Annotated in this window: 26 protein-coding genes, 3 tRNA genes and 1 pseudogene; 22 read left to right on the top strand and 8 right to left on the bottom strand. The window is 45.9% G+C overall.

Features of this window, described 5'->3' with window-relative positions:
• Positions 1-94: 94 nt before the first annotated feature.
• The 5 genes from GVI43_RS00710 to GVI43_RS00690 all read left to right on the top strand — a co-directional run bounded on the left by GVI43_RS00710 (position 95) and on the right by GVI43_RS00690 (position 1,348).
• Positions 95-170, top strand: a tRNA-Gly gene (locus GVI43_RS00710).
• A gap of 31 nt (positions 171-201) precedes the next feature.
• A tRNA-Cys gene (locus GVI43_RS00705) sits at positions 202-275 on the top strand.
• 11 nt (positions 276-286) lie between these two features.
• A tRNA-Leu gene (locus GVI43_RS00700) sits at positions 287-373 on the top strand.
• 293 nt (positions 374-666) lie between these two features.
• A complete protein-coding gene (locus GVI43_RS00695) occupies positions 667-897 on the top strand; it encodes a hypothetical protein (RefSeq protein WP_159564407.1) in 231 nt (76 codons plus the stop codon).
• A 199-nt stretch (positions 898-1,096) separates the two neighbouring features.
• A complete protein-coding gene (locus tag GVI43_RS00690; protein ID WP_159564405.1) occupies positions 1,097-1,348 on the top strand; it encodes a hypothetical protein in 252 nt (83 codons plus the stop codon).
• Between the two features lie 44 nt (positions 1,349-1,392).
• Here the strand turns inward: GVI43_RS00690 and GVI43_RS00685 are convergent, their stop codons facing one another.
• Entirely contained in the window at positions 1,393-2,049 is a 657-nt protein-coding gene (locus GVI43_RS00685) for a DedA family protein (protein WP_159564403.1), read from the bottom strand.
• A 455-nt stretch (positions 2,050-2,504) separates the two neighbouring features.
• Between GVI43_RS00685 and pepT the strand changes: the two genes are divergently transcribed.
• Positions 2,505-3,758: a peptidase T gene (gene pepT / locus GVI43_RS00680; protein WP_159564401.1), complete on the top strand. Its 1,254-nt coding sequence runs from the start codon at positions 2,505-2,507 to the stop codon at positions 3,756-3,758.
• Positions 3,755-5,146 (top strand): C4-dicarboxylate transporter DcuC, encoded by a 1,392-nt coding sequence (gene dcuC, locus GVI43_RS00675; RefSeq protein ID WP_159564399.1) that lies wholly within the window; start codon positions 3,755-3,757, stop codon positions 5,144-5,146. The genes pepT and dcuC overlap by 4 nt, the downstream gene beginning before the upstream one ends.
• A 71-nt stretch (positions 5,147-5,217) precedes the next feature.
• On the opposite strand, the gene purB is transcribed toward dcuC, so the two are convergent.
• The 5 genes from purB to rluE all read right to left on the bottom strand — a co-directional run bounded on the left by purB (position 5,218) and on the right by rluE (position 9,533).
• On the bottom strand, positions 5,218-6,588 hold the full coding sequence (gene purB / locus GVI43_RS00670; protein ID WP_159564397.1) for an adenylosuccinate lyase: 1,371 nt from the start codon (positions 6,586-6,588) through the stop codon (positions 5,218-5,220).
• Between the two features lie 26 nt (positions 6,589-6,614).
• Positions 6,615-7,238, bottom strand: a complete 624-nt coding sequence (gene hflD, locus GVI43_RS00665) for a high frequency lysogenization protein HflD (RefSeq protein ID WP_159564395.1) — start codon at positions 7,236-7,238, stop codon at positions 6,615-6,617.
• Between the two features lie 2 nt (positions 7,239-7,240).
• Positions 7,241-8,344 (bottom strand): tRNA 2-thiouridine(34) synthase MnmA, encoded by a 1,104-nt coding sequence (gene mnmA, locus GVI43_RS00660; RefSeq protein WP_159564393.1) that lies wholly within the window; start codon positions 8,342-8,344, stop codon positions 7,241-7,243.
• A 105-nt stretch (positions 8,345-8,449) separates the two neighbouring features.
• A complete protein-coding gene (locus tag GVI43_RS00655; protein WP_159564391.1) occupies positions 8,450-8,920 on the bottom strand; it encodes an NUDIX hydrolase in 471 nt (156 codons plus the stop codon).
• A complete protein-coding gene (rluE, locus tag GVI43_RS00650; RefSeq protein ID WP_159564389.1) occupies positions 8,913-9,533 on the bottom strand; it encodes a 23S rRNA pseudouridine(2457) synthase RluE in 621 nt (206 codons plus the stop codon). The genes GVI43_RS00655 and rluE overlap by 8 nt, the downstream gene beginning before the upstream one ends.
• Positions 9,534-9,664: 131 nt before the next feature.
• Here rluE and icd point away from each other — a divergent pair, with 131 nt between their 5' ends.
• The 9 genes and pseudogenes from icd to GVI43_RS00605 all read left to right on the top strand — a co-directional run bounded on the left by icd (position 9,665) and on the right by GVI43_RS00605 (position 16,090).
• Positions 9,665-10,918 (top strand): NADP-dependent isocitrate dehydrogenase, encoded by a 1,254-nt coding sequence (gene icd / locus GVI43_RS00645; RefSeq protein WP_159564387.1) that lies wholly within the window; start codon positions 9,665-9,667, stop codon positions 10,916-10,918.
• Positions 10,919-11,242: 324 nt separating this feature from the next.
• Positions 11,243-11,728 carry an anti-virulence regulator CigR family protein gene (locus tag GVI43_RS00640; RefSeq protein ID WP_159565047.1) on the top strand — a complete coding sequence of 162 codons (486 nt, stop codon included), beginning with the start codon at positions 11,243-11,245 and terminating at the stop codon, positions 11,726-11,728.
• A 333-nt stretch (positions 11,729-12,061) separates the two neighbouring features.
• Positions 12,062-12,373, top strand: a complete 312-nt coding sequence (locus tag GVI43_RS00635; RefSeq protein WP_159564385.1) for a hypothetical protein — start codon at positions 12,062-12,064, stop codon at positions 12,371-12,373.
• Entirely contained in the window at positions 12,285-12,566 is a 282-nt protein-coding gene (locus GVI43_RS00630; protein ID WP_159564383.1) for a hypothetical protein, read from the top strand. The genes GVI43_RS00635 and GVI43_RS00630 overlap by 89 nt, the downstream gene beginning before the upstream one ends.
• Positions 12,567-12,710: 144 nt before the next feature.
• A pseudogene (locus GVI43_RS15825) lies at positions 12,711-12,902 on the top strand (hypothetical protein); the annotation flags it as partial.
• A 95-nt stretch (positions 12,903-12,997) separates the two neighbouring features.
• Positions 12,998-13,657: a metal-binding protein ZinT gene (gene zinT / locus GVI43_RS00620; RefSeq protein ID WP_159564381.1), complete on the top strand. Its 660-nt coding sequence runs from the start codon at positions 12,998-13,000 to the stop codon at positions 13,655-13,657.
• 372 nt (positions 13,658-14,029) lie between these two features.
• Positions 14,030-14,836 carry a sulfite exporter TauE/SafE family protein gene (locus GVI43_RS00615; RefSeq protein WP_159564379.1) on the top strand — a complete coding sequence of 269 codons (807 nt, stop codon included), beginning with the start codon at positions 14,030-14,032 and terminating at the stop codon, positions 14,834-14,836.
• 134 nt (positions 14,837-14,970) lie between these two features.
• On the top strand, positions 14,971-15,399 hold the full coding sequence (locus GVI43_RS00610) for a universal stress protein (protein ID WP_159564377.1): 429 nt from the start codon (positions 14,971-14,973) through the stop codon (positions 15,397-15,399).
• A gap of 274 nt (positions 15,400-15,673) precedes the next feature.
• Positions 15,674-16,090: a hypothetical protein gene (locus tag GVI43_RS00605; protein ID WP_159564375.1), complete on the top strand. Its 417-nt coding sequence runs from the start codon at positions 15,674-15,676 to the stop codon at positions 16,088-16,090.
• A 52-nt stretch (positions 16,091-16,142) separates the two neighbouring features.
• On the opposite strand, the gene GVI43_RS00600 is transcribed toward GVI43_RS00605, so the two are convergent.
• Both GVI43_RS00600 and GVI43_RS15940 read right to left on the bottom strand, forming a co-directional pair.
• A complete protein-coding gene (locus GVI43_RS00600) occupies positions 16,143-16,373 on the bottom strand; it encodes a DNA polymerase III subunit theta (RefSeq protein ID WP_159564373.1) in 231 nt (76 codons plus the stop codon).
• A 176-nt stretch (positions 16,374-16,549) separates the two neighbouring features.
• Positions 16,550-16,672, bottom strand: coding sequence for a hypothetical protein (locus GVI43_RS15940; protein ID WP_281350964.1), 123 nt, complete (start codon positions 16,670-16,672; stop codon positions 16,550-16,552).
• Positions 16,673-16,944: 272 nt separating this feature from the next.
• Between GVI43_RS15940 and GVI43_RS00595 the strand changes: the two genes are divergently transcribed.
• From GVI43_RS00595 to ycfP, 6 genes are all read left to right on the top strand, one after another.
• Positions 16,945-17,097 carry a hypothetical protein gene (locus GVI43_RS00595; RefSeq protein WP_159564371.1) on the top strand — a complete coding sequence of 51 codons (153 nt, stop codon included), beginning with the start codon at positions 16,945-16,947 and terminating at the stop codon, positions 17,095-17,097.
• A gap of 104 nt (positions 17,098-17,201) precedes the next feature.
• Positions 17,202-17,552 carry a purine nucleoside phosphoramidase gene (gene hinT / locus GVI43_RS00590; RefSeq protein WP_159564369.1) on the top strand — a complete coding sequence of 117 codons (351 nt, stop codon included), beginning with the start codon at positions 17,202-17,204 and terminating at the stop codon, positions 17,550-17,552.
• Between the two features lie 33 nt (positions 17,553-17,585).
• A complete protein-coding gene (gene lpoB / locus GVI43_RS00585) occupies positions 17,586-18,161 on the top strand; it encodes a penicillin-binding protein activator LpoB (protein ID WP_159564367.1) in 576 nt (191 codons plus the stop codon).
• Entirely contained in the window at positions 18,148-19,002 is an 855-nt protein-coding gene (locus GVI43_RS00580; protein ID WP_159564365.1) for a phosphotransferase, read from the top strand. The genes lpoB and GVI43_RS00580 overlap by 14 nt, the downstream gene beginning before the upstream one ends.
• 115 nt (positions 19,003-19,117) lie before the next feature.
• Entirely contained in the window at positions 19,118-20,161 is a 1,044-nt protein-coding gene (gene nagZ, locus GVI43_RS00575; protein WP_211959057.1) for a beta-N-acetylhexosaminidase, read from the top strand.
• Between the two features lie 78 nt (positions 20,162-20,239).
• Positions 20,240-20,779 carry an alpha/beta hydrolase YcfP gene (ycfP, locus tag GVI43_RS00570; protein ID WP_159564361.1) on the top strand — a complete coding sequence of 180 codons (540 nt, stop codon included), beginning with the start codon at positions 20,240-20,242 and terminating at the stop codon, positions 20,777-20,779.
• Positions 20,780-20,787 lie beyond the last annotated feature (8 nt).

The raw sequence follows: 20,787 nt of genomic DNA, 5'->3' as shown, positions 1-20,787 counted from the left end.
TCAGGTAAGTAGAATGCACACCATCTGATGACGACAGGCTGTGTCAAAAGATAAAGTAGCCAAATCAGCAAGTTCTGATGTGATACTTAAGGGCGCGGGAATAGCTCAGTTGGTAGAGCACGACCTTGCCAAGGTCGGGGTCGCGAGTTCGAGTCTCGTTTCCCGCTCCAATTTAATATCTGCAATGGTATTAAGGAGTAAGGCGCGTTGGCAGAGTGGCCATGCTGCGGATTGCAAATCCGCCTACCTCGGTTCGACTCCGGGACGCGCCTCCAGTTTTAGATATGCCCGGGTGGTGAAATCGGTAGACACAAGGGATTTAAAATCCCTCGGCGGCAACGCCATGCGAGTTCAAGTCTCGCCCCGGGCACCATAAAGCTGGTTGAATTCAGCAGCAGATTTAGCAACAAACCACCTTAAGGTGGTTTTTTTGTGCCCCAATTTTATCAACAAGCCTCACACCGGTTCATCTCGGTAGGCCAGCACCGTCATCCTGCATAAACTTGAGATTTTCAACGTTCATCAACACGCTGTAGTTAAACATCAGAGCTAATAATGGGCTATGTCCGTAACGATACTACTGCCAGATGATGCTTATGTTAACATTTGGTGATTGGTACTGGCTGGGTGGCTCAATGTATATGAGTATTACCATTTGAGGATAGTATGGACGTTACTGATTTTATACGGTGTGCACAGCAGGTGAATTTGAAAGCCAGCGTTTTGGTAGACATTGAGCCAGACAAAAATACGCTGATGGTACGGTGGTCGTGGAAAGATCAATCCGGGTCTGAAAGGGTATTTAAACGGGCAATTTTGCTTAAAGAGCTGAATTACGATGAAGCAATTAGCGTGTTCTTTTCTGGCTGTAGTGCCGCGATTGAGAACCAAATCTAGCCGTTGTCTGTACGGCGCTAACGGTTATTCCTTCATTTTGCCGGTGTTATCGCCAAACGATGCTGCGTTGGCCGTTTCTGAAGAGATTGCATATTGTATTTTGTTCGGATGCTGGTTAGGATCATGCCCCATGTCTTAGTCCGTGAAACAGACCGTATTGTAGTGTTAGCATTTATTATTGAAAGAAGGGAATCCCTCCGTGTGTATCTGTGATATCAGCGTTGAAGATGTTTATACCCGTTTACCTTTGTCAGCGTCTGTTGCCTGGGTTCTGGAAAACCGAGCCATAAAGAGCATGGGGTGGCGTCGGTTTTTAGTAGTGAAAAAGGAACGTCGCTCTCGTTGGAAGCTTGAACCGCCTAAAAATGCTTATCAGGTGCGGTTTTCTCCGCAAAAAGCGCCTGAGCTCTGGTGGTTTAGCGCCGATGACGCTTTGCGTAAGCGATTATAAATAAGAACATTATCAGCGCGGGAAGGTTAAAAACTTCCCGTTTGTTATTTAGAGGATTTCTTTTTCAGTATCACTATGATTGAGCCAATCAAACCACCGACCAGAAGCACGATAGGCAAAATCATTAATCCTGTCATCATTCCACGCTCATAGTGTTTAAACAATGGCGTCATACTGACCAAATAGCCGAATCCGGTAACAACCCCGACCCACAGAATAGCACTAAGCCAGTTATATATCTGAAAGCGCTTAGGATCCATATTGGATAGCCCGGCAATCGTTGGTAATAGCGTTCGGACAAAGGCAAGAAAACGGCCAATCAGTAGGGCAAAGAAGCCATGGTAGTGAAATAGCTGATGGGTACGCTGATGATAGTTGGCGGGGATCTTATTCAGCCAGCCTCGCACCGTTTTTGTTCGACCTAACCATTTTCCCTGAAGATAGCTAAACCAACAGCCCAACCCCGCGGCAGCGGTAAGCACAATAAGCGTTAGCGCAAAATGAAGCGAACCCTGAGCAACTAACGCACCGGAAAGCAGCAGCAGGCTATCACCGGGTAAAAATGCGGTAGGTAATAAACCGTTTTCAAGAAAAATAGTGAGAAATAGAACGCCATAAATTGCCCAAAGAAACTCTGGATTGGCCAAGGTTTTGAAGTCTTGATGAATAAGCGCCTGAAATAAATCTGATATCAAACCCATTTTTTTTCCTATACGTGACATTAACCGGACGTCCGATCTTCAGGCAAAGCTAATGCAATAAGCGGTGATACAAAAATATCGAGTCAGGCCGTTAGTTTAGCACCATCACCTTTAACTATAACAGGCAATCGCTTGCTGACGGCGGCGATCGCTCGTTTTGCTAACCGGGCGAGATCCCGGTTCTCCGGGATATTCAAACCCGAGGTGATAGTGGGTGGGTAAGTTAAATGGACCGTTCATGACCGGCAGAATAGATATATATTTTCTGTATCGTCAGGATGTTATTTGAATTAATAATTATTATTGTGAGCTAATTCAATGAAATTTAAAGTAAACGATTGCTATTATCGCATAAATAGTAATAGCAACTATTTGGAAGCATATTATTAACCCATTTATTTCGCTATGTTAATGTGACAGAAATTCTTTTCATTCAGCATCAAAGGTAAATATCCATGGATATTGTCGAGCGGTTCATTTCCTACACTAAAATTAATACAACAACGAATAGAGAAAAAGGCGCTGCTGGCATAATGCCCTCGTCTGAAGGGCAACGGGTTCTGGCTAATAAAGTGGCGGATGAACTTAAAGCGTTAGGGCTGGATGATGTACAGGTTAGTGAAAAGGCGATCGTCACCGCCACGCTGCCGAGTAATGTGGATTACCCGCTGCCTGCCGTTGCATTTTTTGGTCATCTTGATACCAGCGCCGAGCAAACCAACGATACTAACGCGCAAATATTGCCTTATCAGGGCGGCGATCTTTGCCTTAATGCAGAAAAACAGATCTTTTTACGTCAGAGTGAGTTTCCTGAACTGAATGATTACATCGGTGACGACATTATTGTCACTGACGGCACCAGCCTGCTTGGCGCCGATGATAAAGCGGCCATCGCGTCTATCGTCAATGCAATCCAGTATTTATTACAGCACCCTGAAATCAAGCACGGGCCGGTTAAAGTCGGTCTGGTTCCCGACGAAGAACAAGGGCTACGAGGTTCCAAAGTGTTTGACGTGAAGCGCTTTGGCGCTGACTTTGCCTATACGCTGGATTGCTGTGGTATCGGTGAACTGGTGTATGAAAACTGGAACGCCGGAGACGCCGAAATTATCTTTACCGGACAATCTGCCCACCCGATGTCGGCCAAAGGTAAGCTTAAAAACTCACTGCTGATGGCGCATAAATTCATTTCAATGCTACCGGGCGGCGAAGCGCCGGAATATACCGATGGCCGTGAAGGTTATTATTGGGTTAAACAGATGCAGGGCAATAGTGCTAAAACGGTGCTACAGATGGACGTGCGGGATTTCACCGAAGAAGGCTATTCAAGCCGGATGAAATTCTTAGCCACGCTGGCTGAAAGCTGTGCGGCCCTATGGGGCGCCGATAGCATCAAATGTAAACTAGCCGATCGCTATGCCAATGTGTTCAATAGCCTGCAGGGTGACTCCGCTTATCCTATTGATATTGCGGTTCAGGCCTATCGTAATCAGGGTATTGAACCCAAAGTGACGCCAATGCGCGGCGGATATGACGGTGCTGCGTTGTCTCAGAACGGTTTACCTTGTCCAAATATTTTTACTGGCGCACATAATTTTCACTCTATCTATGAATACCTGCCGGTGAAGTCTCTTAGAGCTGCCAGCGATGTGTTAGTTGAAGTCGTCAAATTGACACACGATCGCTTTGCCAACGGTGGGAACGTATGATTCAGGTTATTATTGCTCTACTGGTTATTGTGGTAGTCGCACGGCTGATATTAAAAGGTTATAAAGCTGAACCGGTACTTTTTGCTGCCGGTATAGTCTTGATGATTTGCACCATGATATTTGGCTGGGGTACTATTTTACCCAAGAGCCTGAAAACCACCGGCATCACCTTTTTTGATATCTTTGAAGTGATGCGGGATTTATTCAGTACTCGCGCAGCCGACTTAGGATTAATGATTATGGCCCTGATGGGCTTCGCCCATTACATGGACCATATCGGCGCCAATGAAGCCGTTGTTCGGGTAGCTACCCGGCCGCTGAAATCATTACGTTCACCCTATATTTTGCTGTTCTTTTCTTTCCTGCTGGCCAGCGCACTTCAACTGGCAATTCCTTCTGCCACGGGGCTTGCCGTATTACTGATGGGGACGATGTTCCCGATAATGATCGGTCTTGGTCTGTCACCTGCTTCTGCTGCGGGCGTGATTGCGACTTCGCTTGGCGTGGCCTATACGCCAATGGCGGTAGATGCCATTCGCGCTACCGATGCCGTCGGTATGGGAAAAGACGTGGTTGGCTACGTGCTGTCGTTTCAGGGGCCGGCCGCCATTGCCACCGTACTGGCCGTGGGTATTACTCACGTATTCTGGCAGCGTCACTGCGATCGTAAATTGGGGATCCTCGCGGAGCTGGGGAAAGAAGACGAGCAGGTCAGTGAAGGTAAAGGCGCACCCGGTTTTTATGCCTTGCTGCCGATGTTGCCGATTATCATGGCGATCGTTTTCTCTAAGCTGTTCGTTAAAGATATTAATCTAGACGTTGTTACGATTGTTTTGATCTGTATGTTTGTCTGTATGTTGATAGAAACTCTACGCACCAGAAATTTCAAACAGGTTTGTGACGGGTTTAATCAGTTTTTGAAGGGCATGGGCAGCGCATTTACCGGCGTTGTCGGGCTGTTAGTTGCCGCCGGCGTGTTTGCGCACGGCATTAAAGTTATCGGCGCTATTGATCAACTGATTATGATGGCTCAGCACGTTGGGCTACCTCCGTTTGCCATGGCAATTGTGTTTGCTATCGTTACGCTTGCTGCCGCTATTATTATGGGCTCCGGCAATGCGCCATTCCTGGCCTTTGTTGAGCTTATCCCTCAAATTGCCCATAGTATGGGCGTTAATCCGGTGGGAATGATTCTGCCTATGCAACAGGCTTCTCATATGGGGCGGGCAATGTCACCGGTTTCCGGCGTGGTGATTGCCGTTTCTAGCGGAGCGAAGCTGTCGCCGTTTGATGTGGTCAAAAGAACGGCGATTCCACTGTTGGTCGGGTTAGTGGTTCATACTTTGATTGTCGGTATTTTCTTTACGGGGCCAGCGGCTAGCCTCTGATACCGGTTCGATAAGTTGCAATAAAAAACGCGCTAACTGCGCGTTTTTTTGTGGAAACGGTAAGCGTAATATTATTTCAGTTCATCGACCATTGATGTGGCATAGCCGATATAGTTGGCTGGCGTCATGGCTTTCAGGCGTACTTTTTCTGCGTCGGGAAGTGCCAGACCATCGATAAATACCTGCATATCTTCGGCCGTTACGCGTTTGCCTCGGGTCAGCTCTTTCAGCTTTTCATAAGGCTTTTCAATACCGTAGCGACGCATCACCGTTTGAATAGGCTCCGCCAGAACTTCCCAGTTATGGTCGAGTTCGTTACGCAAGTTGCCTTCATTCACTTCTAACTTACTGAGCCCTTTCATGGTGGACTGGTAAGCAATCAGCGCATAGCCCAGACCAACGCCAAGGTTACGCAGTACGGTTGAATCCGTCAGATCGCGCTGCCAGCGTGAAACCGGTAGCTTGGTGGCTAAATGGCCAAGAATGGCGTTCGACAGGCCAAGATTGCCCTCTGAATTTTCAAAATCAATCGGGTTCACCTTATGCGGCATGGTAGATGAACCGATTTCGCCAGCAATGGTTTTTTGTTTGAAGTGGTTCAGAGCAATATAACCCCAGATATCACGGTCAAAATCCAGCAGAATGGTGTTAAAACGTGCGATGCAGTCAAACAGCTCTGCGATATAGTCATGAGGTTCGATTTGCGTGGTGTAGGGGTTCCAACTGATACCCAGCGATGTCACAAAACTTTCGCTGAACCGGTGCCAGTTGACTTCAGGATAGGCAACGATGTGGGCGTTGTAGTTGCCAACCGCGCCGTTGATCTTACCTAAAATTTCGACCTGGGTCAGTTGCTTATACTGACGTTCCATACGGTATGCCACGTTAGCCAGCTCTTTACCAACGGTTGTTGGCGTTGCCGGTTGCCCGTGCGTGCGGGAGAGCAGGGGGATATCCCGATGCTGGCTGGCCAGCTTTTTAATCGAATCAATAATGTTACGCCATGCTGGAATGAGTACTTCCTGACGGGCAGTGCTCAGCATCAGTGCATGGGACAGGTTATTAATGTCTTCGGAGGTGCAGGCAAAATGAATAAATTCATTTACCGCGTGCAGCTCAGGAATAGCGGCCACTTTTTCTTTTAAAAAGTATTCAACCGCTTTCACATCGTGATTGGTTGTTCGTTCGATAGCTTTAATCCGCAGAGCATCGGCTTCGCTAAAGTTGTCGACGATATGGTTAAGGAAAACGTTTGCTTCACGGCTAAAAAGCGGAACTTCTTTAATTTCTGCGCAATCTGCTAACTTCTGCAACCAGCGAACTTCTACCGTAACGCGAAATTTTAGCAAACCAAATTCGCTGAAAATAGCGCGTAATGCGCTGACTTTATCACCGTAACGTCCATCAATCGGGGATACGGCGGTCAGTGAAGATAATTCCATCAGTAAGACTCCTGAAGTCTGATAATTTAACTATGGGCAAGTATTTTCTGTGCCTGTTGCAACAGGCGATTGCGTGAAAACATAAGCTGTAAACGGCTGCCGCCAACCTGTTGCCATAGTACCGCAGCACGTATTCCGGCTAAAAGCGCGGCTCGGACTTTTGCCTGTACCAGCGGTCGTTGCAATGCATCGGGTGAACCGGTGACCTGAATTCTTGGCCCTATAGGGCTGATAACATCGATGTAGATCGCTGCCAGCGCGCTGGTAATGGTTTCGGATTCCACGTCAAAGTGGGCTAACTGGCGATCGAGCTGGCTGATACGTGAAGATAGCTCGTTTAACGCCGGTTTATTGGCCGATAGTTTACGTTCTAGCACCATGATGCTTAATAGATATCGCGTCAGTTCAGCGCTTAACCCCTGTCGGTTATCGGTTAATGCGCTTTGCAGGCTTTCTAGCCCCATTCGCAGATCTTTTTCCAATCCGAAAACGGAGAGCGTAGACGGGGAATCGGTGATTAAAATGCTTTTTAATGAGATAGAGAGCGCTTCATGACTGTATTGGTCGTCATGGGCAAGCTGCTGTACTAAACGGGCTGACTGAGCAACGCCCGCCAGCGCAATGGTAATATCGTAATAGTTTTTAGCCACGATTAATCCTTTAAGCGTTCTTCGATAACACCACCACCAAGACAAACTTCACCTTGATAGAAAACGGCGGATTGCCCCGGCGTTACCGCGGCAACCGGTTCATCGAAGCGAACTTCGATACGGTCATCACCGTGAGGAGTTACGGTACAGGATACGTCCTGTTGCCGATAGCGAGTTTTTACCGTGCAGCAGAATGGTTGATTAACGGTCAGCCTATCGACCCAGTGTAGCTGTTGCGCGATCAGTCCGGTCGAGAACAGGCTAGGGTGGTCGTGGCCCTGTGCAACAATAAGGCGGTTGTTAATTAGATCTTTATCGACGACGTACCAAGGATCTTCTCCTCCGTCTTTCAAACCGCCAATGCCTAAGCCTTTACGCTGGCCTAAAGTATGATACATCAGGCCCTGATGTTGCCCGATGGTTTCGCCATCGACGGTCACAATTTTGCCCGGCTGTGCGGGTAAATAGCGGGCAAGAAAGTCTTTGAATTTACGCTCACCGATAAAACATATTCCGGTTGAGTCTTTCTTTTTTGCCGTGACTAGATCTAGCTGCTCGGCGATACGACGGACTTCGGGTTTCTCTAATTCACCCACCGGAAACAGACTTTGGGCAACCTGTTCGTGGCTTAACGTATAGAGAAAATAGCTTTGGTCTTTATTGGTATCAACGCCGCGCAGCAGGCGGCTTTTACCGTCAACATCTTGGCGACGAACGTAGTGACCGGTTGCTATGTAATCTGCGCCTAAATCTTCAGCGGCAAATTCGAGAAAGGCTTTAAACTTAATCTCTTTATTGCACAGAATATCGGGATTAGGCGTACGACCAGCCCTATATTCGGCAAGGAAGTGCTCAAATACGTTGTCCCAATATTCGGATGAGAAATTAATGGTGTGCAGCTCAATGCCCAATTTATCGCAAACGGACTGGGCATCGGCCAAATCGTCAGAGGCTGAACAGTATTCGTCTGAATCATCTTCCTCCCAGTTTTTCATAAATAAACCGGCCACCTGATAGCCTTGTTGTAAAAGCAAATAGGCTGAAACGGAGGAGTCAACGCCGCCGGACATTCCGACAATGACTTTTTTCTGGTTATTCTCTGACATGGGGCTCTCGCGTATCGTTAAGGCTAAAGATGAAACAGGTAACAATGAAACAGGTAATGAATAACAACGCAGGATTTTAGCACGTTGCTGGCGCAGACGCATCGCCTAAGGCAACAGGTTTTCCGGCCATTCAAAAGTTTCTAATAATGACAAGGGGTAACGCTGTGGCTGCCGGTAGCGCAGTAGGCTTTGTCGTACCAGTGGTGAACGAAGATTGGGCGCATTGACAATTTCGTCATAGCTGAGCCACAGGCAGCGGTCTATCTCACTATCGTTAGGCTGAGTCGCTACGATTTCCGGCAGATCGATAGCAAAAGTGAAGCGAATAAACGGCGTTTTGTCCGGGGCAATCCACTGATAAATCTGCAATAAAGATTGAGGCGATGCAAATATGCCGGTCTCTTCCCACAGCTCTCGCTGAGCTCCCTGAAGCAGAGTCTCGTCGGCTTCTAAATGGCCCGCTGGCTGGTTTAACGTCGGGCGACCGTTTATACGTTCCTCAACCATCAAAAATTTATTTTCAGCCTGAACAACGCAGGCCAGCGTAACGTGGGGTTTAAATTGAGTATCAGCCATGTTCGATCTCTCTCCATTCTCCGGGGGCCAGACCGTCAAGCGTCCAGTTATTCACACTGTAACGAATTAAGCGCAATGTAGGATAACCCACGTGCGCCGTCATTCTACGGACCTGACGGTTTCGCCCTTCATACAGGGTGATTTTAAGCCAACCGGTAGGAATCGATTTTCTTTCCCTGACCGGCGGATCCCTAGGCCATAACCATTCAGGCTCTGCGATCGTTTCCGCTCCCGCTGGTAGGGTCGGCCCATCGTTTAAGGTAATGCCGTTTCTCAACTGAACCAACGCTGCTTCGTTGGGAATGCCTTCCACCTGAACCAGATAAACTTTGCCGGTTTTATGTTGCGGTTGTGTTAACTGTGCCTGAAGTTTTCCATCGTTGGTCAGTACCAAAAGGCCTTCACTGTCACGATCTAATCGCCCGGCGGCATACACCCCCGGCAGTGAAATAAAGTCTTTTAGGGTTTTTCTGCCCGCTTCATCGGTAAACTGAGGCAGCACATCATAAGGTTTATTAAACAGAATGATACGCGTCGGGCCTTTAGATTCGCGGCTTTTGGTTTTTTTTCTGTTCAGATTGGCAGAATTTTTTTTAATTGCTAATTTTAACATGTGATTTTGCGTGTTGAATCGTTAAACCATTATAGTTGAAAAAGTTTTTGGTTGGCGGACTTTCAGTATTGAAGTAATATCTTTAAGCATCTTACAAAAAATTAACAAACATGTCCTCAGAGGAGAGTTTGATGGAAAGCAAAGTTGTTGTTCCGACCGCAGGTAAAAAAATCACGGTTGATACCAATGGTAAACTCGCAGTTCCGCACGATCCTATCATCCCATATATTGAAGGTGATGGCATTGGTGTTGATGTAACACCTGTGATGATTGACGTTGTTGATGAGGCCGTAAAGAAAGCTTATGGCGGTGAGCGCAAAATCTCTTGGATGGAAATCTATACCGGCGAGAAGTCTACCCACGTATACGGTAAAGACGTATGGCTACCGGAAGAGACTCTCAAACTAATTCGTGAATATCGCGTTGCAATTAAAGGCCCTTTAACTACGCCGGTTGGCGGAGGCATTCGTTCTTTAAACGTTGCGCTTCGCCAGCAGCTAGACCTTTATATCTGCCTGCGTCCGGTTCGCTATTATGAAGGCACCCCAAGCCCGGTAAAACAGCCAGAATTAACCAATATGGTTATTTTCCGTGAAAACGCCGAAGACATTTATGCTGGCGTAGAGTGGAAAGCGGGCACGGTAGAAGCCGATAAAGTGATTAAATTCCTGCGCGAAGAGATGGGCGTGACGAAAATCCGTTTCCCTGAGCAATGCGGTATTGGTATCAAACCATGTTCAGAGCAGGGGACGAAGCGTTTAGTCAGAGCGGCAATTGAATATGCCATTGTGAATGACCGCGAATCGGTAACGTTGGTACACAAAGGCAATATCATGAAGTTCACTGAAGGCGCTTTCAAAGACTGGGGCTATCAGTTAGCGAAAGAGGCGTTTGGCGGTGAGCTGATTGACGGCGGCCCGTGGGTGAAGATCAAGAATCCTAAAACTGGCAAAGACATCGTGATTAAAGACGTTATCGCCGATGCTTTCTTACAGCAAATCCTGTTGCGTCCTGCCGAATATGACGTAATTGCTACTATGAACCTGAACGGTGACTACATTTCTGATGCATTAGCGGCTCAGGTTGGTGGAATCGGTATTGCCCCGGGAGCCAATATTGGCGACGACTGCGCACTGTTTGAAGCTACCCACGGCACCGCGCCTAAATATGCCGGTCAGGATAAAGTGAACCCGGGTTCCGTTATCCTCTCCGCTGAGATGATGCTGCGCCATATGGGTTGGTTCGAAGCGGCCGATTTAATTGTTAAAGGTATGGAGGGGGCGATTAAAAATAAAACCGTCACTTACGACTTTGAGCGTTTAATGGATGGCGCTAAGCTACGGAAATGTAGTGAGTTTGGTCAGGACATTATCGATAATATGTAATTTTTCGGTATTGATAAAATCTTCGGGGGCTTCGGTCTCCGATTGTTTTTTCACTCTAAGAAAAGTTCTCCTGCAAAATTCTTCTGCAAAACTGTATGAAATTCATACGGATCTGTGAGTGATTTTTATCCAATTCTTGTCACGAATGTCATCATATCTATCTGTCTGACGTTGACTCTTATGACCTAATATTTGTTTAGGATTAATGCTGAGTTTATTATTCATGCTAGATATCCTTGATGTTATTAACCCAAACTAAAGAATGTTGTGTTAATAAAAATGAACTATATTTGTAGGTAATATTGCTTGATGAGAATTTTGAAAATGAACAACAAAATAACGGTAGGACTATCTGTTGCTATTGCGTCTTTAATCTTGCTCTCATCATCGGTAATCGCTGACCCGGGCGGCAATGGAAAAGGCCATCAAAATGGTAATAGTCAAAAGCAGCAAGGGCATAAAGAGAAGGGCGATAAAGGTAATAAAGGCAATAAGGGTAATTCAAATAAAGTAAATGGCCACTCTGACGGTAGTCCGACAAGCATTACTATTTCCGTAGATCAGGCCAGAGGCTTAGCTGTAACCTATGGTTTGACCGGCTATCAGTCTCTGCCTCCAGGAATCGCTAAAAATCTAGCGAGAGGCAAGCCATTGCCACCCGGTATTGCTAAAAAAATGGTCCCAGCAAACATGTTAGGCGGCTTACCTCATTACCCAGGATATGATTGGTATATGGTTGGTAATGATTTAGTTCTTGTAGCCGCTACGACTCTAGTTGTTAATGCTATTCTCGAAAGCGTATTTAACTAGTTTTCAAAACGGATTACTGAAAACATACGCTCATTGCTGTACTCCTAATGGGCCGGTGAGTCGTTAATAAAGCAAATCCAGTGAGTATCAGAGCGTTTACCAGATAAGTGGCTAAACGCCGGTTTTCGGTCAGTGAGTGTCAAAATTTCACCGGTTTTAATCTGTATCTCATTCCATTTGAAAATTAATGTTCCGCCGTTTTTCAGCACTCGGAACGCCTCGCTAAATCCCCTTGCTAAATCTTCGCGCCAAGTTTCTTTATTCAGAATGCCGTATTTTTTACCCTGCCAGCCATTAGGACCAGCACGCTTTCGAATACAACGAAATTGAAGGATGAATCAGGCAGCTACTGCTATGTTCGGTGGTCAAGGTGATAAAGTCATTGCCAAGATTTTAGCGGGCAAGGCAAGTCAAAAATTTATTCAGCGATTTATGAAAGGAGCTGTTGTTGAAGGTATTTTAGAAGAATTGCCACAATCAACATTATCTAAAATGGCTGAAAACTATTCTCTTCAAGACGCCAATCCTAACCAGGATTTGATGAAAGGAGTGATAAATGAAGGATTGGGAGGTATGGCTGCTGGCGGCTTGGCGGAGCAAGCAAGCCGGGCCACTGGAATTCAAATCAATCAGAAGACTAATTGAACCGAAAACTTCCCCAGAAGAAGAGTACAGCAATCTCGATACTCCCGCCTATTTACGTCAAGATCCCCGCATCAAAGGGTTTGCTGAAAATAGTGAAGTACAGCAAGCATTATTTCAAGAGTCGGTACAACCCACTGTTGAAGAGCTTATCCAGCAAACGATGGCTCAAGGTAAGCAGGACTTATCTTTATAGTTGGTGAGTAATGACTAAAGTTGCAGAAAAATCTCCTGCAAAACTAATTGTATCTTACTAATAATGAAGGGTTTTAAATGTCAATAAAAAGGCGCTTAACTCAGTAATCTATTGCCTTAATAGTAAAACTTATCAATGAGTTAAATTTCTTCGCTCTTTATGAGGCTGCGCCATATGGGCTGGTTTGAAGCGGCCGACTTAATTGTTAAAGGAATGGAAGGGGCGATTAAAAATAAAACCGTCACTTACGACTTTGAACGCTTAATGGCGGTGCTCGGTAATAAACAAACTTCACCAAGAATCACCGCCTTTCCCTTCATTAGCAGCCCTCTGTAGCCCTGTTCCAAGCCACGTCAAAATATCTGGTAATATTATTTAATGTTATGTTATAACATATCTTCACCGTTGTTTTTCATTTATAGGATGAAGTTATGAATAGAACGTTTTACCGTTTACCAGCAATGGTATTTAGCGCTTGTTTCCTGCTTATCAGCTTTCAGTCTGTGGCTGCTAATTCACACGATCATGGTCATAATCAATCGGAGAAAGCGCTTAAAGCAAGTAAAGGTGTTTTTGATGATAAAGATGCCAAAGACCGCAGCCTTAGTGACTGGGATGGCGTATGGCAATCGCTTAATCCTTACTTACTCAATGGAGACTTGGATCCGGTATTAGCTGAGAAAGCAAAGAACAATAAGGATAAAACCGTTGAGGAATATAGAGCGTATTATAAAAAGGGCTATGCGACCGACGTTGATATGATTGGAATTGAGAATGGTGTCATAGAATTCCATTCGCGCGGGGAAGTAGATTCTTGTAAATATACCTATTCGGGCTTCAAGATATTAAATTACGCTTCAGGAAAGAAAGGCGTTCGTTATTTATTTGACTGCAAAGATAGTAGTTCAAAAGCGCCTAAATACGTTCAGTTTAGCGATCATATTATCGAACCTCATAAATCTTCTCATTTTCATATTTATATGAGTAATGAACCCCACGATAAAATGCTAAAACAAATGGATAACTGGCCAACATATTACCCATACTCATTAAGTAAAGAGCAACTCGTTCATGAGATGCTAGAGCACTAAATATTTTGATAGTTTAGTCATTCCCGCTCTTTGGGGCGGGAGTGATATCTGCTATTTCTAAGTTATTACGCTTTGCCGTATATTATTCTGAATTATCTCTTCTCATGCGGTGCGATTACCGTTACCGGCTAACAGGTTGGAAATCCCCATTATTGTCGTTAGTAAGCCTCCGCGCATAGGGCCAGAATAGCCAACGCATTTATCATAAAGTGCGATGAATATAATAGGCTGACGTTTGATGTAAGCAACTGACTAATTGGTGTTAAAAACTATAAAATTTTGTTTGCAATGGGCAACCTTAGCGGGTTTCATATCTCTCACTAGATTCAAGAATTAGAACGCGTTCAGTTAATTTTTCACAAAGGGTATTCAATGGATATTGAATGGATTTTGGCGTATTTAATGTTAGGTGCCGTCGTTGGGTTTATGGCCGGGCTGTTAGGAATTGGCGGCGGTGGGATCATGGTCCCCATTTTAACGGCATTGTTTGCAGCTCAAGGCGTTGCTCAAGAGCATTTAGTCCACATGGCTCTGGGTACGTCAATGGCCTCAATTGTTGTAACTGCCTATTCTAGCCTACGTGCACATCATCGCCATCAGGCCGTGCTATGGCCGGTGGTGTGGAAAATAACGCCATCAATATTGATTGGAACACTATTGGCGACGTGGGTAGCCGCACTATTACCAACAACCGTGCTCGGTATTTTCTTCTCCTGCTTTATGGCCTATGTTGCTTTACAAATGATCTTGAATATAAAGCCTAAACCTAGCCGTCAATTACCCGGAACGGTGGGGATATCGCTAGCCGGATTATCTATCGGCGGGATTTCTGCAATGGTGGCAATCGGTGGTGGTTCGCTGACTGTCGCATTCCTGACATGGTGTAACGTGCGAATACAGCAAGCTATTGGTACTTCTGCGGCGGTAGGTATGCCGATTGCTCTTGCTGGAAGTATCGGATATATGATTAACGGTTGGGGTGCATCAAATACGCCTGACTATAGCGTTGGCTATGTTTATTTCCCTGCCGTAATTCTTATCTCTGTTGTTAGCTTTTTCACGGCGCCGGTTGGTGCTAGTTTGGCGCATAAATTGCCTGTAGGTACGTTAAAGAAAGTGTTTGCCGGGCTATTAATTTTGCTGAGTCTAAAGATGCTGCAAACCATTTTTATGGGTTAAACCTTTTTGATAATCAATGGCGTTAATCAGAGTTATATCCATAATCAGTTAAGTTGCTCACAATAAATATTGGCCTGTGCAATACAATAATAAAGATGTGGTTGCTTTGGGCTTATCTAAACGGGAGATATGATATGTATAAATCAATTCTGGTACCTGTGGATATTCTGGAAGAGGGATTAACAAGTAGCGCCATAAACCATGCAGTCTATTTAGCAAAACTATCAAAAGCTAACGTTAGGCTGTTCCACGTTTTGCCCATATCGTCGGCCATTATTAACTCTTATGCGATGGGTTACACCGAGCTGAAGGATCAGGCTTCGGTTAAGGCTGAAGATGAGCTGAAGAAACTGGTTAAGGGCATCGATCTTCCTGAGGCTCAATTGTCTTATGCGCTCGCGTTTGGCTCTCCGCGCGATGAGATTGTTGCCATGGCCGATGAAGTTGAAGCAGATCTGATTGTTATTGCTTCCAGACGGCCAAATATCACGACTCACCTATTAGGTTCTAATGCGTCAGGTATTGTGCGATATGCTAAGGCGTCGGTTCTGGTTGTCAGGTGACATACTGATTTGCTGAAAACCATCGAAAGGTGGTTTTTAGTTAGTTACTATTATCCAACTGATGAAGTCCTATTCCCTCCGAAGCCAGCGCTCTGGACTGTTCAAAAATGCTTAGGGTCTTTTTGTCCTGCATCTCGAATTATTTTGGATATAGAGTAGATGTGTTGAATTAATATATTTTATTAAAATTTTTAGCTATAATTTGAACGCTAAGATTTTTTTAATATATTGATTTTATTGTTGTATTTAATTTACACCACAAGGACGAAAATATATGTTAAAGCGGGTTTTATTAATGTTGGGCCTTCTGTGCAGCTATCCGGCACTTAGCGCCAGCGATTATATTAATGCTTGCGCTGACTTCCAGCAGCAGCAAGCGAATAATCAAATAACTAGAAAACAGGCGATAACGCTCTGTGAGTGTACTGAAGAGCGTAATGAAAAAGATCTGGAAAAAATGCAGGCCATGAACAACCCCACGCAGGCTCAGGTGAAGAAAATACTTGAAGATTCAGCGAGATACTGTGTTAACAAAGCTGGCATTACTAAGAAAGGGAACGCAACCGCCACGTCAAAGACAAAGAAATCGAAAAATGTTGATGACGATGAAGACTATAATGATGAACCCGCATCTTCATCGCCGCAAACGGGCACTCGCGTTAACGGTATACCGATTCGCGGAATCCATTAAGTTTCACCCATATCGTCAGTTGTTTTCCGATTGCTCTAAATAGCAATCGGAACTATTTATCGTTGGCCATGTAGGGCAACTTGCTCAACTGGTAGGGGTTACCTCTGAAGAATTCAACCCGCTGTTTAAAGTAGTCTTTAAGGTTAGAAGGGATAAGCGCTTCAATGTCCCGATAGTTAAACGACATGCCGTAACGTTCTTTATAGGCAATGCCTGAAGCATGCAGGTCAACGTCTAACATGTCGCGCTGTTCGCGCGGAAGTTCTGCCAGATTATAATTCATGATGGAGTTCCTCTTGATCCGCGGTGATTATAGCGAACTGAAGAGATGATTTCATTGTGAAGTTTTATATTCATTGCGGGCGGGTGCTAGCCTGTTACTTGACGCTGAGCTTTCCGGCTCATAAAGAGCCGGAAATATTATCAATATACGTTGTTGTATTGAAGATAACTCACCGACTAGACAATATCTTTTTCTGAACCCTTTCTATCTTTCTTCGCTTTCTTTTCGGCCTTTTTCTCGGCCGGCGTCGTCAGTGGTTTTTTCTTACTGTCTTTCTTTTTATCCAGACCTTTACTCATAAATCCTCTCTTGTAGACGTTATGGCACCGCTCTCTATATGCAACCAAAGAGAGGTATAAATCAAGGTATAATCATTGAATTCATCTATCGATTTGATTCTTAAAGGAAGATACAACTGATTAATGCCGTCATGGTTAATATTGCTGGTTAGCATACTACTACTTGACTAATCCCGTTGTGGATTCATAGTGAAAATAGGGGAAACGGGCTATAATCGGCTCCATTACTCGAAAAGGCTCGAGCGTTTTTATCGGTTATACAGGTAGATAGCATGGATTCAGATTCTATTTTTCGTATTGTTATTTTGGTCGGCTGTCTGGCACTAGCGGCCAGAGGAACTCAGTTCCATTTGCGCTATTTTCTTATTGCCATTGCGGCGATTGCAGGGTTAACGTTGGCTATTTCTGCATTCAGTTCGCTGTGATTGGCTAATTCTCGGCAGTAGCCGACGCCGCTTGAAAGCGCAGGCTAATCTCACTCATACTGAACAATAACGTTTCTACCGATTAGTAATACAAGGGAAATAACATGGCTGAAGAGACTATTTTTAGTAAAATTATTCGTCGCGAAATTCCGTCTGATATTGTCTATCAGGACGAGCTGGTTACCGCTTTTCGCGATATCTCACCTCAGGCTCCAACCCACATTCTAATTATTCCCAACGTACTGATTCCTACCGTCAATGACGTAAAGCCTGAGCATGAACTGGCTTTAGGCCGAATGATGGTCGTGGCGGCTAAAATTGCGGAAAAGGAAGGCGTTGCGCAAGAGGGTTACCGGCTGATCGTTAACTGTAATCGTCACGGTGGGCAAGAGGTTTACCATATACATATGCATTTGTTGGGTGGGAAGACGCTGGGTCCGATGCTGTCGCGCTAATTAGCGGCATAGTGATATTTTTTGGAGATGGGAATGAAAAAGCTTTTATTGGTTGCGCTGGCAGCCGCACTATTAGCCGGCTGCCCCGGAACCGGACCTAAGCAGCAAAAGCCTCCGGTCTCGGTTAACCCCGATCGGCCACCGGTAGACGTGGTGCCGACACCTCCCGTTCAGCCACCGCCTCAGTTGCCTCCGGAACCGCTTAATTGGATGGCCAGCATTAAACCGCTGGTTTCTAACATGCTGAGTTCATCACCGGATGCCAATAACGGCGTAATCCTGCTGGATCAGGTCAAAAATAATACTTCCGGGAAAGTCGATACGGCTGATGCGACCGCGGTACTAAAAGAAACGTTATTGGCGACGAAACGCTTTAGCCTAGTCTCTGACAGTAAACTGCTTGAAGGCCGTGAGGCTATGGAGCTAAAGGGTGATGACAGTTTAATTTCACGTTCTAAGGCGATTGGGCTGGCCCGCTATCTTGGCGCCAAGTATATTATTTATGCTTCAGCCAACGGCAGCCCGGGCATGCCGGAAATTGTGATTCAGCTACTGCAGGCCCAAACGGGGGAAATTCTCTGGTCCGGTAAGGGCAATGTCCAGCGTTAATCCTGAACTGCAGTCACTGATAGCCCGGCATATGCCGGGCTATTTGTCACAACGGCTGAGTCTGACTCGTTTGAATGGGCTAACCGGAACCAGCTGGCGTATTGATGATGATCATCAACCGTGCTGGCTGGCTAAAGCTTTGCTACCATCTCAACATATTTTGGGCATTAACCGGCGTCAGGAGTACCGCACGCTCCGGCGTATTTCTAGCTCCGGGCTCTCTCCTGTACCGGTGCTACTGACCGACCAATGGCTGATTACCTCTTGGGTTGATGGGGCGGTTATCGGCGAAGGCTTTAGTCGGCATCCCGATCTTGCTGGCAGTCTGGTTAGGCTGCACCAACGGCCATTGATTGGGTTTCCACTTGACCTAACCGCGCGATTTATTCGCTATATGCAAGGGATCGACCGCAAACGGCTATCGCCGCGCTGGCTCTCCCTTCATCAATCTTTTTTACGGGCCGGTTTACCCCGGGCGTTAAAGCTGGCACCGGCTCATCTGGATCTGCACGGAGACAACGCTATTCAGACTCCCGGCGGCCTGAAGTTTATTGACTGGGAATATGCGGCCGATACGGATATTGCGTTTGAATTGGCGGCGTTATTCTATAGTAACGGCTGCGGTAACGGCTGGAATAAAGCGTTAGAAAGCGATTTGATACAGCGTTATATTAATGCCGGTGGTTACCATAACGCACAAAAGCTAACCCGGCAGGTCGATAGATGGAAACCTTACGTCGATTATTTAATGCTGATGTGGTTTGAAACCCGCTGGCAACAGACTAAAAATCCACAATATATTATTGATAGCCAGCCAATAAGAGTGCGTTATGGTATTTAGTTATTAGCGAACTCTGATTAGAATGGACGGCGTTTTTCCATAATGGCTAAGGTTAAAATAACCAAAGCCAATGATATTTAATCAGTCAGGCAGCAGCAATAAAAGTGAGGTTAGCGTGGGACCAGTGATGTTAGATGTGGCGGGTTATGAACTGGATGCCGAGGATCGCGAAGTATTAAAGCATCCGTTGGTGGGTGGTTTAATCTTTTTTGCCCGTAATTTTCACGATCCTGTTCAGCTAGCTGAACTTGTTCGCCAAGTCAGAGAGGCCTCCCGCCACCGTCTATTAATTGCTGTCGACCAGGAAGGCGGGCGGGTACAGCGTTTTCGTCAGGGCTTTACCCGACTGCCAGCGGCCCAGTCATTTGCCGCTTTACTGGAAGACCATCAGGCAGAGAATATGGCGCAAGAGGCCGGCTGGCTGATGGCTTCTGAACTGACCACCATGGATATTGATATCAGCTTTGCGCCGGTGCTTGACGTTGGCCATATCAGTGCCGCCATCGGCGAGCGCTCATTTCATCGCGATCCTGAAGCCGTGACCCTGCTGGCCAGCCGTTTTATTCAGGGCATGAACAGCGCGGGCATGAAAGCTACCGGTAAGCATTTTCCGGGGCACGGCGCGGTTTCTGCAGACTCACATAAAGAAACGCCGGTTGACCCGCGCTCCTATGAGCAGCTTTATCAGCAAGACATGTCGGTATTTCGTCATTTATCAGCGGCTGGATTGCTGGAAGCGGTTATGCCAGCTCATGTGATCTATCCTGAGGTGGATTCGCTTCCGGCCAGTTGTTCTCCATACTGGCTCAAAACGGTGTTGCGCCAGAAGCTGGCGTTTGATGGCGTGATCTTCTCTGACGATATGTCAATGGAAGGGGCGGCGATGATGGGCAGCTATGCTGAAAGAAGTCAGGCCGCACTAGATGCCGGTTGTGATATGGTTCTGGTGTGCAATAATCGTGAGGGTGCGGTCAGCGTGTTGGATAATTTATCGCCAAACATTCGCGCTGAATCGGTTGCCCGACTGTTCCACCGCAATAAAGGAACTCGTCGTGATTTACTGGCTTCCTCGCGCTGGAAGCAAGCGAATAAGGATTTAACAGAGTTAAGCGAGCGTTGGGAACAGCATAAGCAACAGGTTAGCGAAGAAAACCGTTAATTTTCGGCTTTGTGGTTTTAGCGCTATGGTCTAAACGTTCAAGATATTGATCTTATATTGGCAGGCAGTGAGGCAGAGATGATTATTTATTTGCACGGTTTTGATTCAACCAGTCCAGGAAACCATGAGAAGGTCTTACAGCTTCAGTTTATCGATCCGGACGTCCGTTTTATCAGCTACAGTACGCTTCATCCTCGCCACGATATGCAACACTTGCTGAAAGAGACGAATAAGGCCGTTCAGCAAAGCGATGATGCCAATCCTCTGATTTGCGGCGTTGGCCTCGGGGGTTTTTGGGCTGAACGGATCGGTTTTTTGTGCGGAATTCGTCAGGCGATGATTAATCCTAATTTGTTTCCGCACGAAAACATGACCGGGAAAATCGACCGGCCGGAAGAGTATCTGGATATTGCGACTAAGTGTATTGCGGAATTCAGAACCAAAAATAAAGATAACTGCTTGGTTATCTTATCTCGTCAGGATGAAGTTCTAGACAGCCAGCGCACTGCCGATGCGCTGAATCAATATTACAATATTATCTGGGACGAGCAGCAAAGCCATAAGTTTAAACAAATTTCCTCGCATTTAATGGCGATAAAGAGCTTTAAACAGCTTTAATTATCGCT

Origin of the sequence: Budvicia diplopodorum, assembly GCF_009800925.1 — a bacterium.
GTDB lineage: Bacteria > Pseudomonadota > Gammaproteobacteria > Enterobacterales > Enterobacteriaceae > Budvicia > Budvicia diplopodorum.
This window is presented reverse-complemented; position numbering and strand designations above follow the sequence as displayed.

Coding starts and splice junctions, on each gene's coding strand:
- GVI43_RS00695 (WP_159564407.1), top strand. CDS start 667: ATGGACGTTACTGATTTTATACGGTGTGCACAGCAGGTGAATTTGAAA.
- GVI43_RS00685 (WP_159564403.1), bottom strand. CDS start 2,049: ATGGGTTTGATATCAGATTTATTTCAGGCGCTTATTCATCAAGACTTC.
- pepT (WP_159564401.1), top strand. CDS start 2,505: ATGGATATTGTCGAGCGGTTCATTTCCTACACTAAAATTAATACAACA.
- dcuC (WP_159564399.1), top strand. CDS start 3,755: ATGATTCAGGTTATTATTGCTCTACTGGTTATTGTGGTAGTCGCACGG.
- purB (WP_159564397.1), bottom strand. CDS start 6,588: ATGGAATTATCTTCACTGACCGCCGTATCCCCGATTGATGGACGTTAC.
- mnmA (WP_159564393.1), bottom strand. CDS start 8,344: ATGTCAGAGAATAACCAGAAAAAAGTCATTGTCGGAATGTCCGGCGGC.
- GVI43_RS00655 (WP_159564391.1), bottom strand. CDS start 8,920: ATGGCTGATACTCAATTTAAACCCCACGTTACGCTGGCCTGCGTTGTT.
- rluE (WP_159564389.1), bottom strand. CDS start 9,533: ATGTTAAAATTAGCAATTAAAAAAAATTCTGCCAATCTGAACAGAAAA.
- icd (WP_159564387.1), top strand. CDS start 9,665: ATGGAAAGCAAAGTTGTTGTTCCGACCGCAGGTAAAAAAATCACGGTT.
- GVI43_RS00640 (WP_159565047.1), top strand. CDS start 11,243: ATGAACAACAAAATAACGGTAGGACTATCTGTTGCTATTGCGTCTTTA.
- GVI43_RS00635 (WP_159564385.1), top strand. CDS start 12,062: ATGAATCAGGCAGCTACTGCTATGTTCGGTGGTCAAGGTGATAAAGTC.
- GVI43_RS00630 (WP_159564383.1), top strand. CDS start 12,285: ATGAAGGATTGGGAGGTATGGCTGCTGGCGGCTTGGCGGAGCAAGCAA.
- zinT (WP_159564381.1), top strand. CDS start 12,998: ATGAATAGAACGTTTTACCGTTTACCAGCAATGGTATTTAGCGCTTGT.
- GVI43_RS00615 (WP_159564379.1), top strand. CDS start 14,030: ATGGATATTGAATGGATTTTGGCGTATTTAATGTTAGGTGCCGTCGTT.
- GVI43_RS00610 (WP_159564377.1), top strand. CDS start 14,971: ATGTATAAATCAATTCTGGTACCTGTGGATATTCTGGAAGAGGGATTA.
- GVI43_RS00605 (WP_159564375.1), top strand. CDS start 15,674: ATGTTAAAGCGGGTTTTATTAATGTTGGGCCTTCTGTGCAGCTATCCG.
- GVI43_RS00600 (WP_159564373.1), bottom strand. CDS start 16,373: ATGAATTATAATCTGGCAGAACTTCCGCGCGAACAGCGCGACATGTTA.
- GVI43_RS15940 (WP_281350964.1), bottom strand. CDS start 16,672: ATGAGTAAAGGTCTGGATAAAAAGAAAGACAGTAAGAAAAAACCACTG.
- GVI43_RS00595 (WP_159564371.1), top strand. CDS start 16,945: ATGGATTCAGATTCTATTTTTCGTATTGTTATTTTGGTCGGCTGTCTG.
- hinT (WP_159564369.1), top strand. CDS start 17,202: ATGGCTGAAGAGACTATTTTTAGTAAAATTATTCGTCGCGAAATTCCG.
- lpoB (WP_159564367.1), top strand. CDS start 17,586: ATGAAAAAGCTTTTATTGGTTGCGCTGGCAGCCGCACTATTAGCCGGC.
- GVI43_RS00580 (WP_159564365.1), top strand. CDS start 18,148: ATGTCCAGCGTTAATCCTGAACTGCAGTCACTGATAGCCCGGCATATG.
- ycfP (WP_159564361.1), top strand. CDS start 20,240: ATGATTATTTATTTGCACGGTTTTGATTCAACCAGTCCAGGAAACCAT.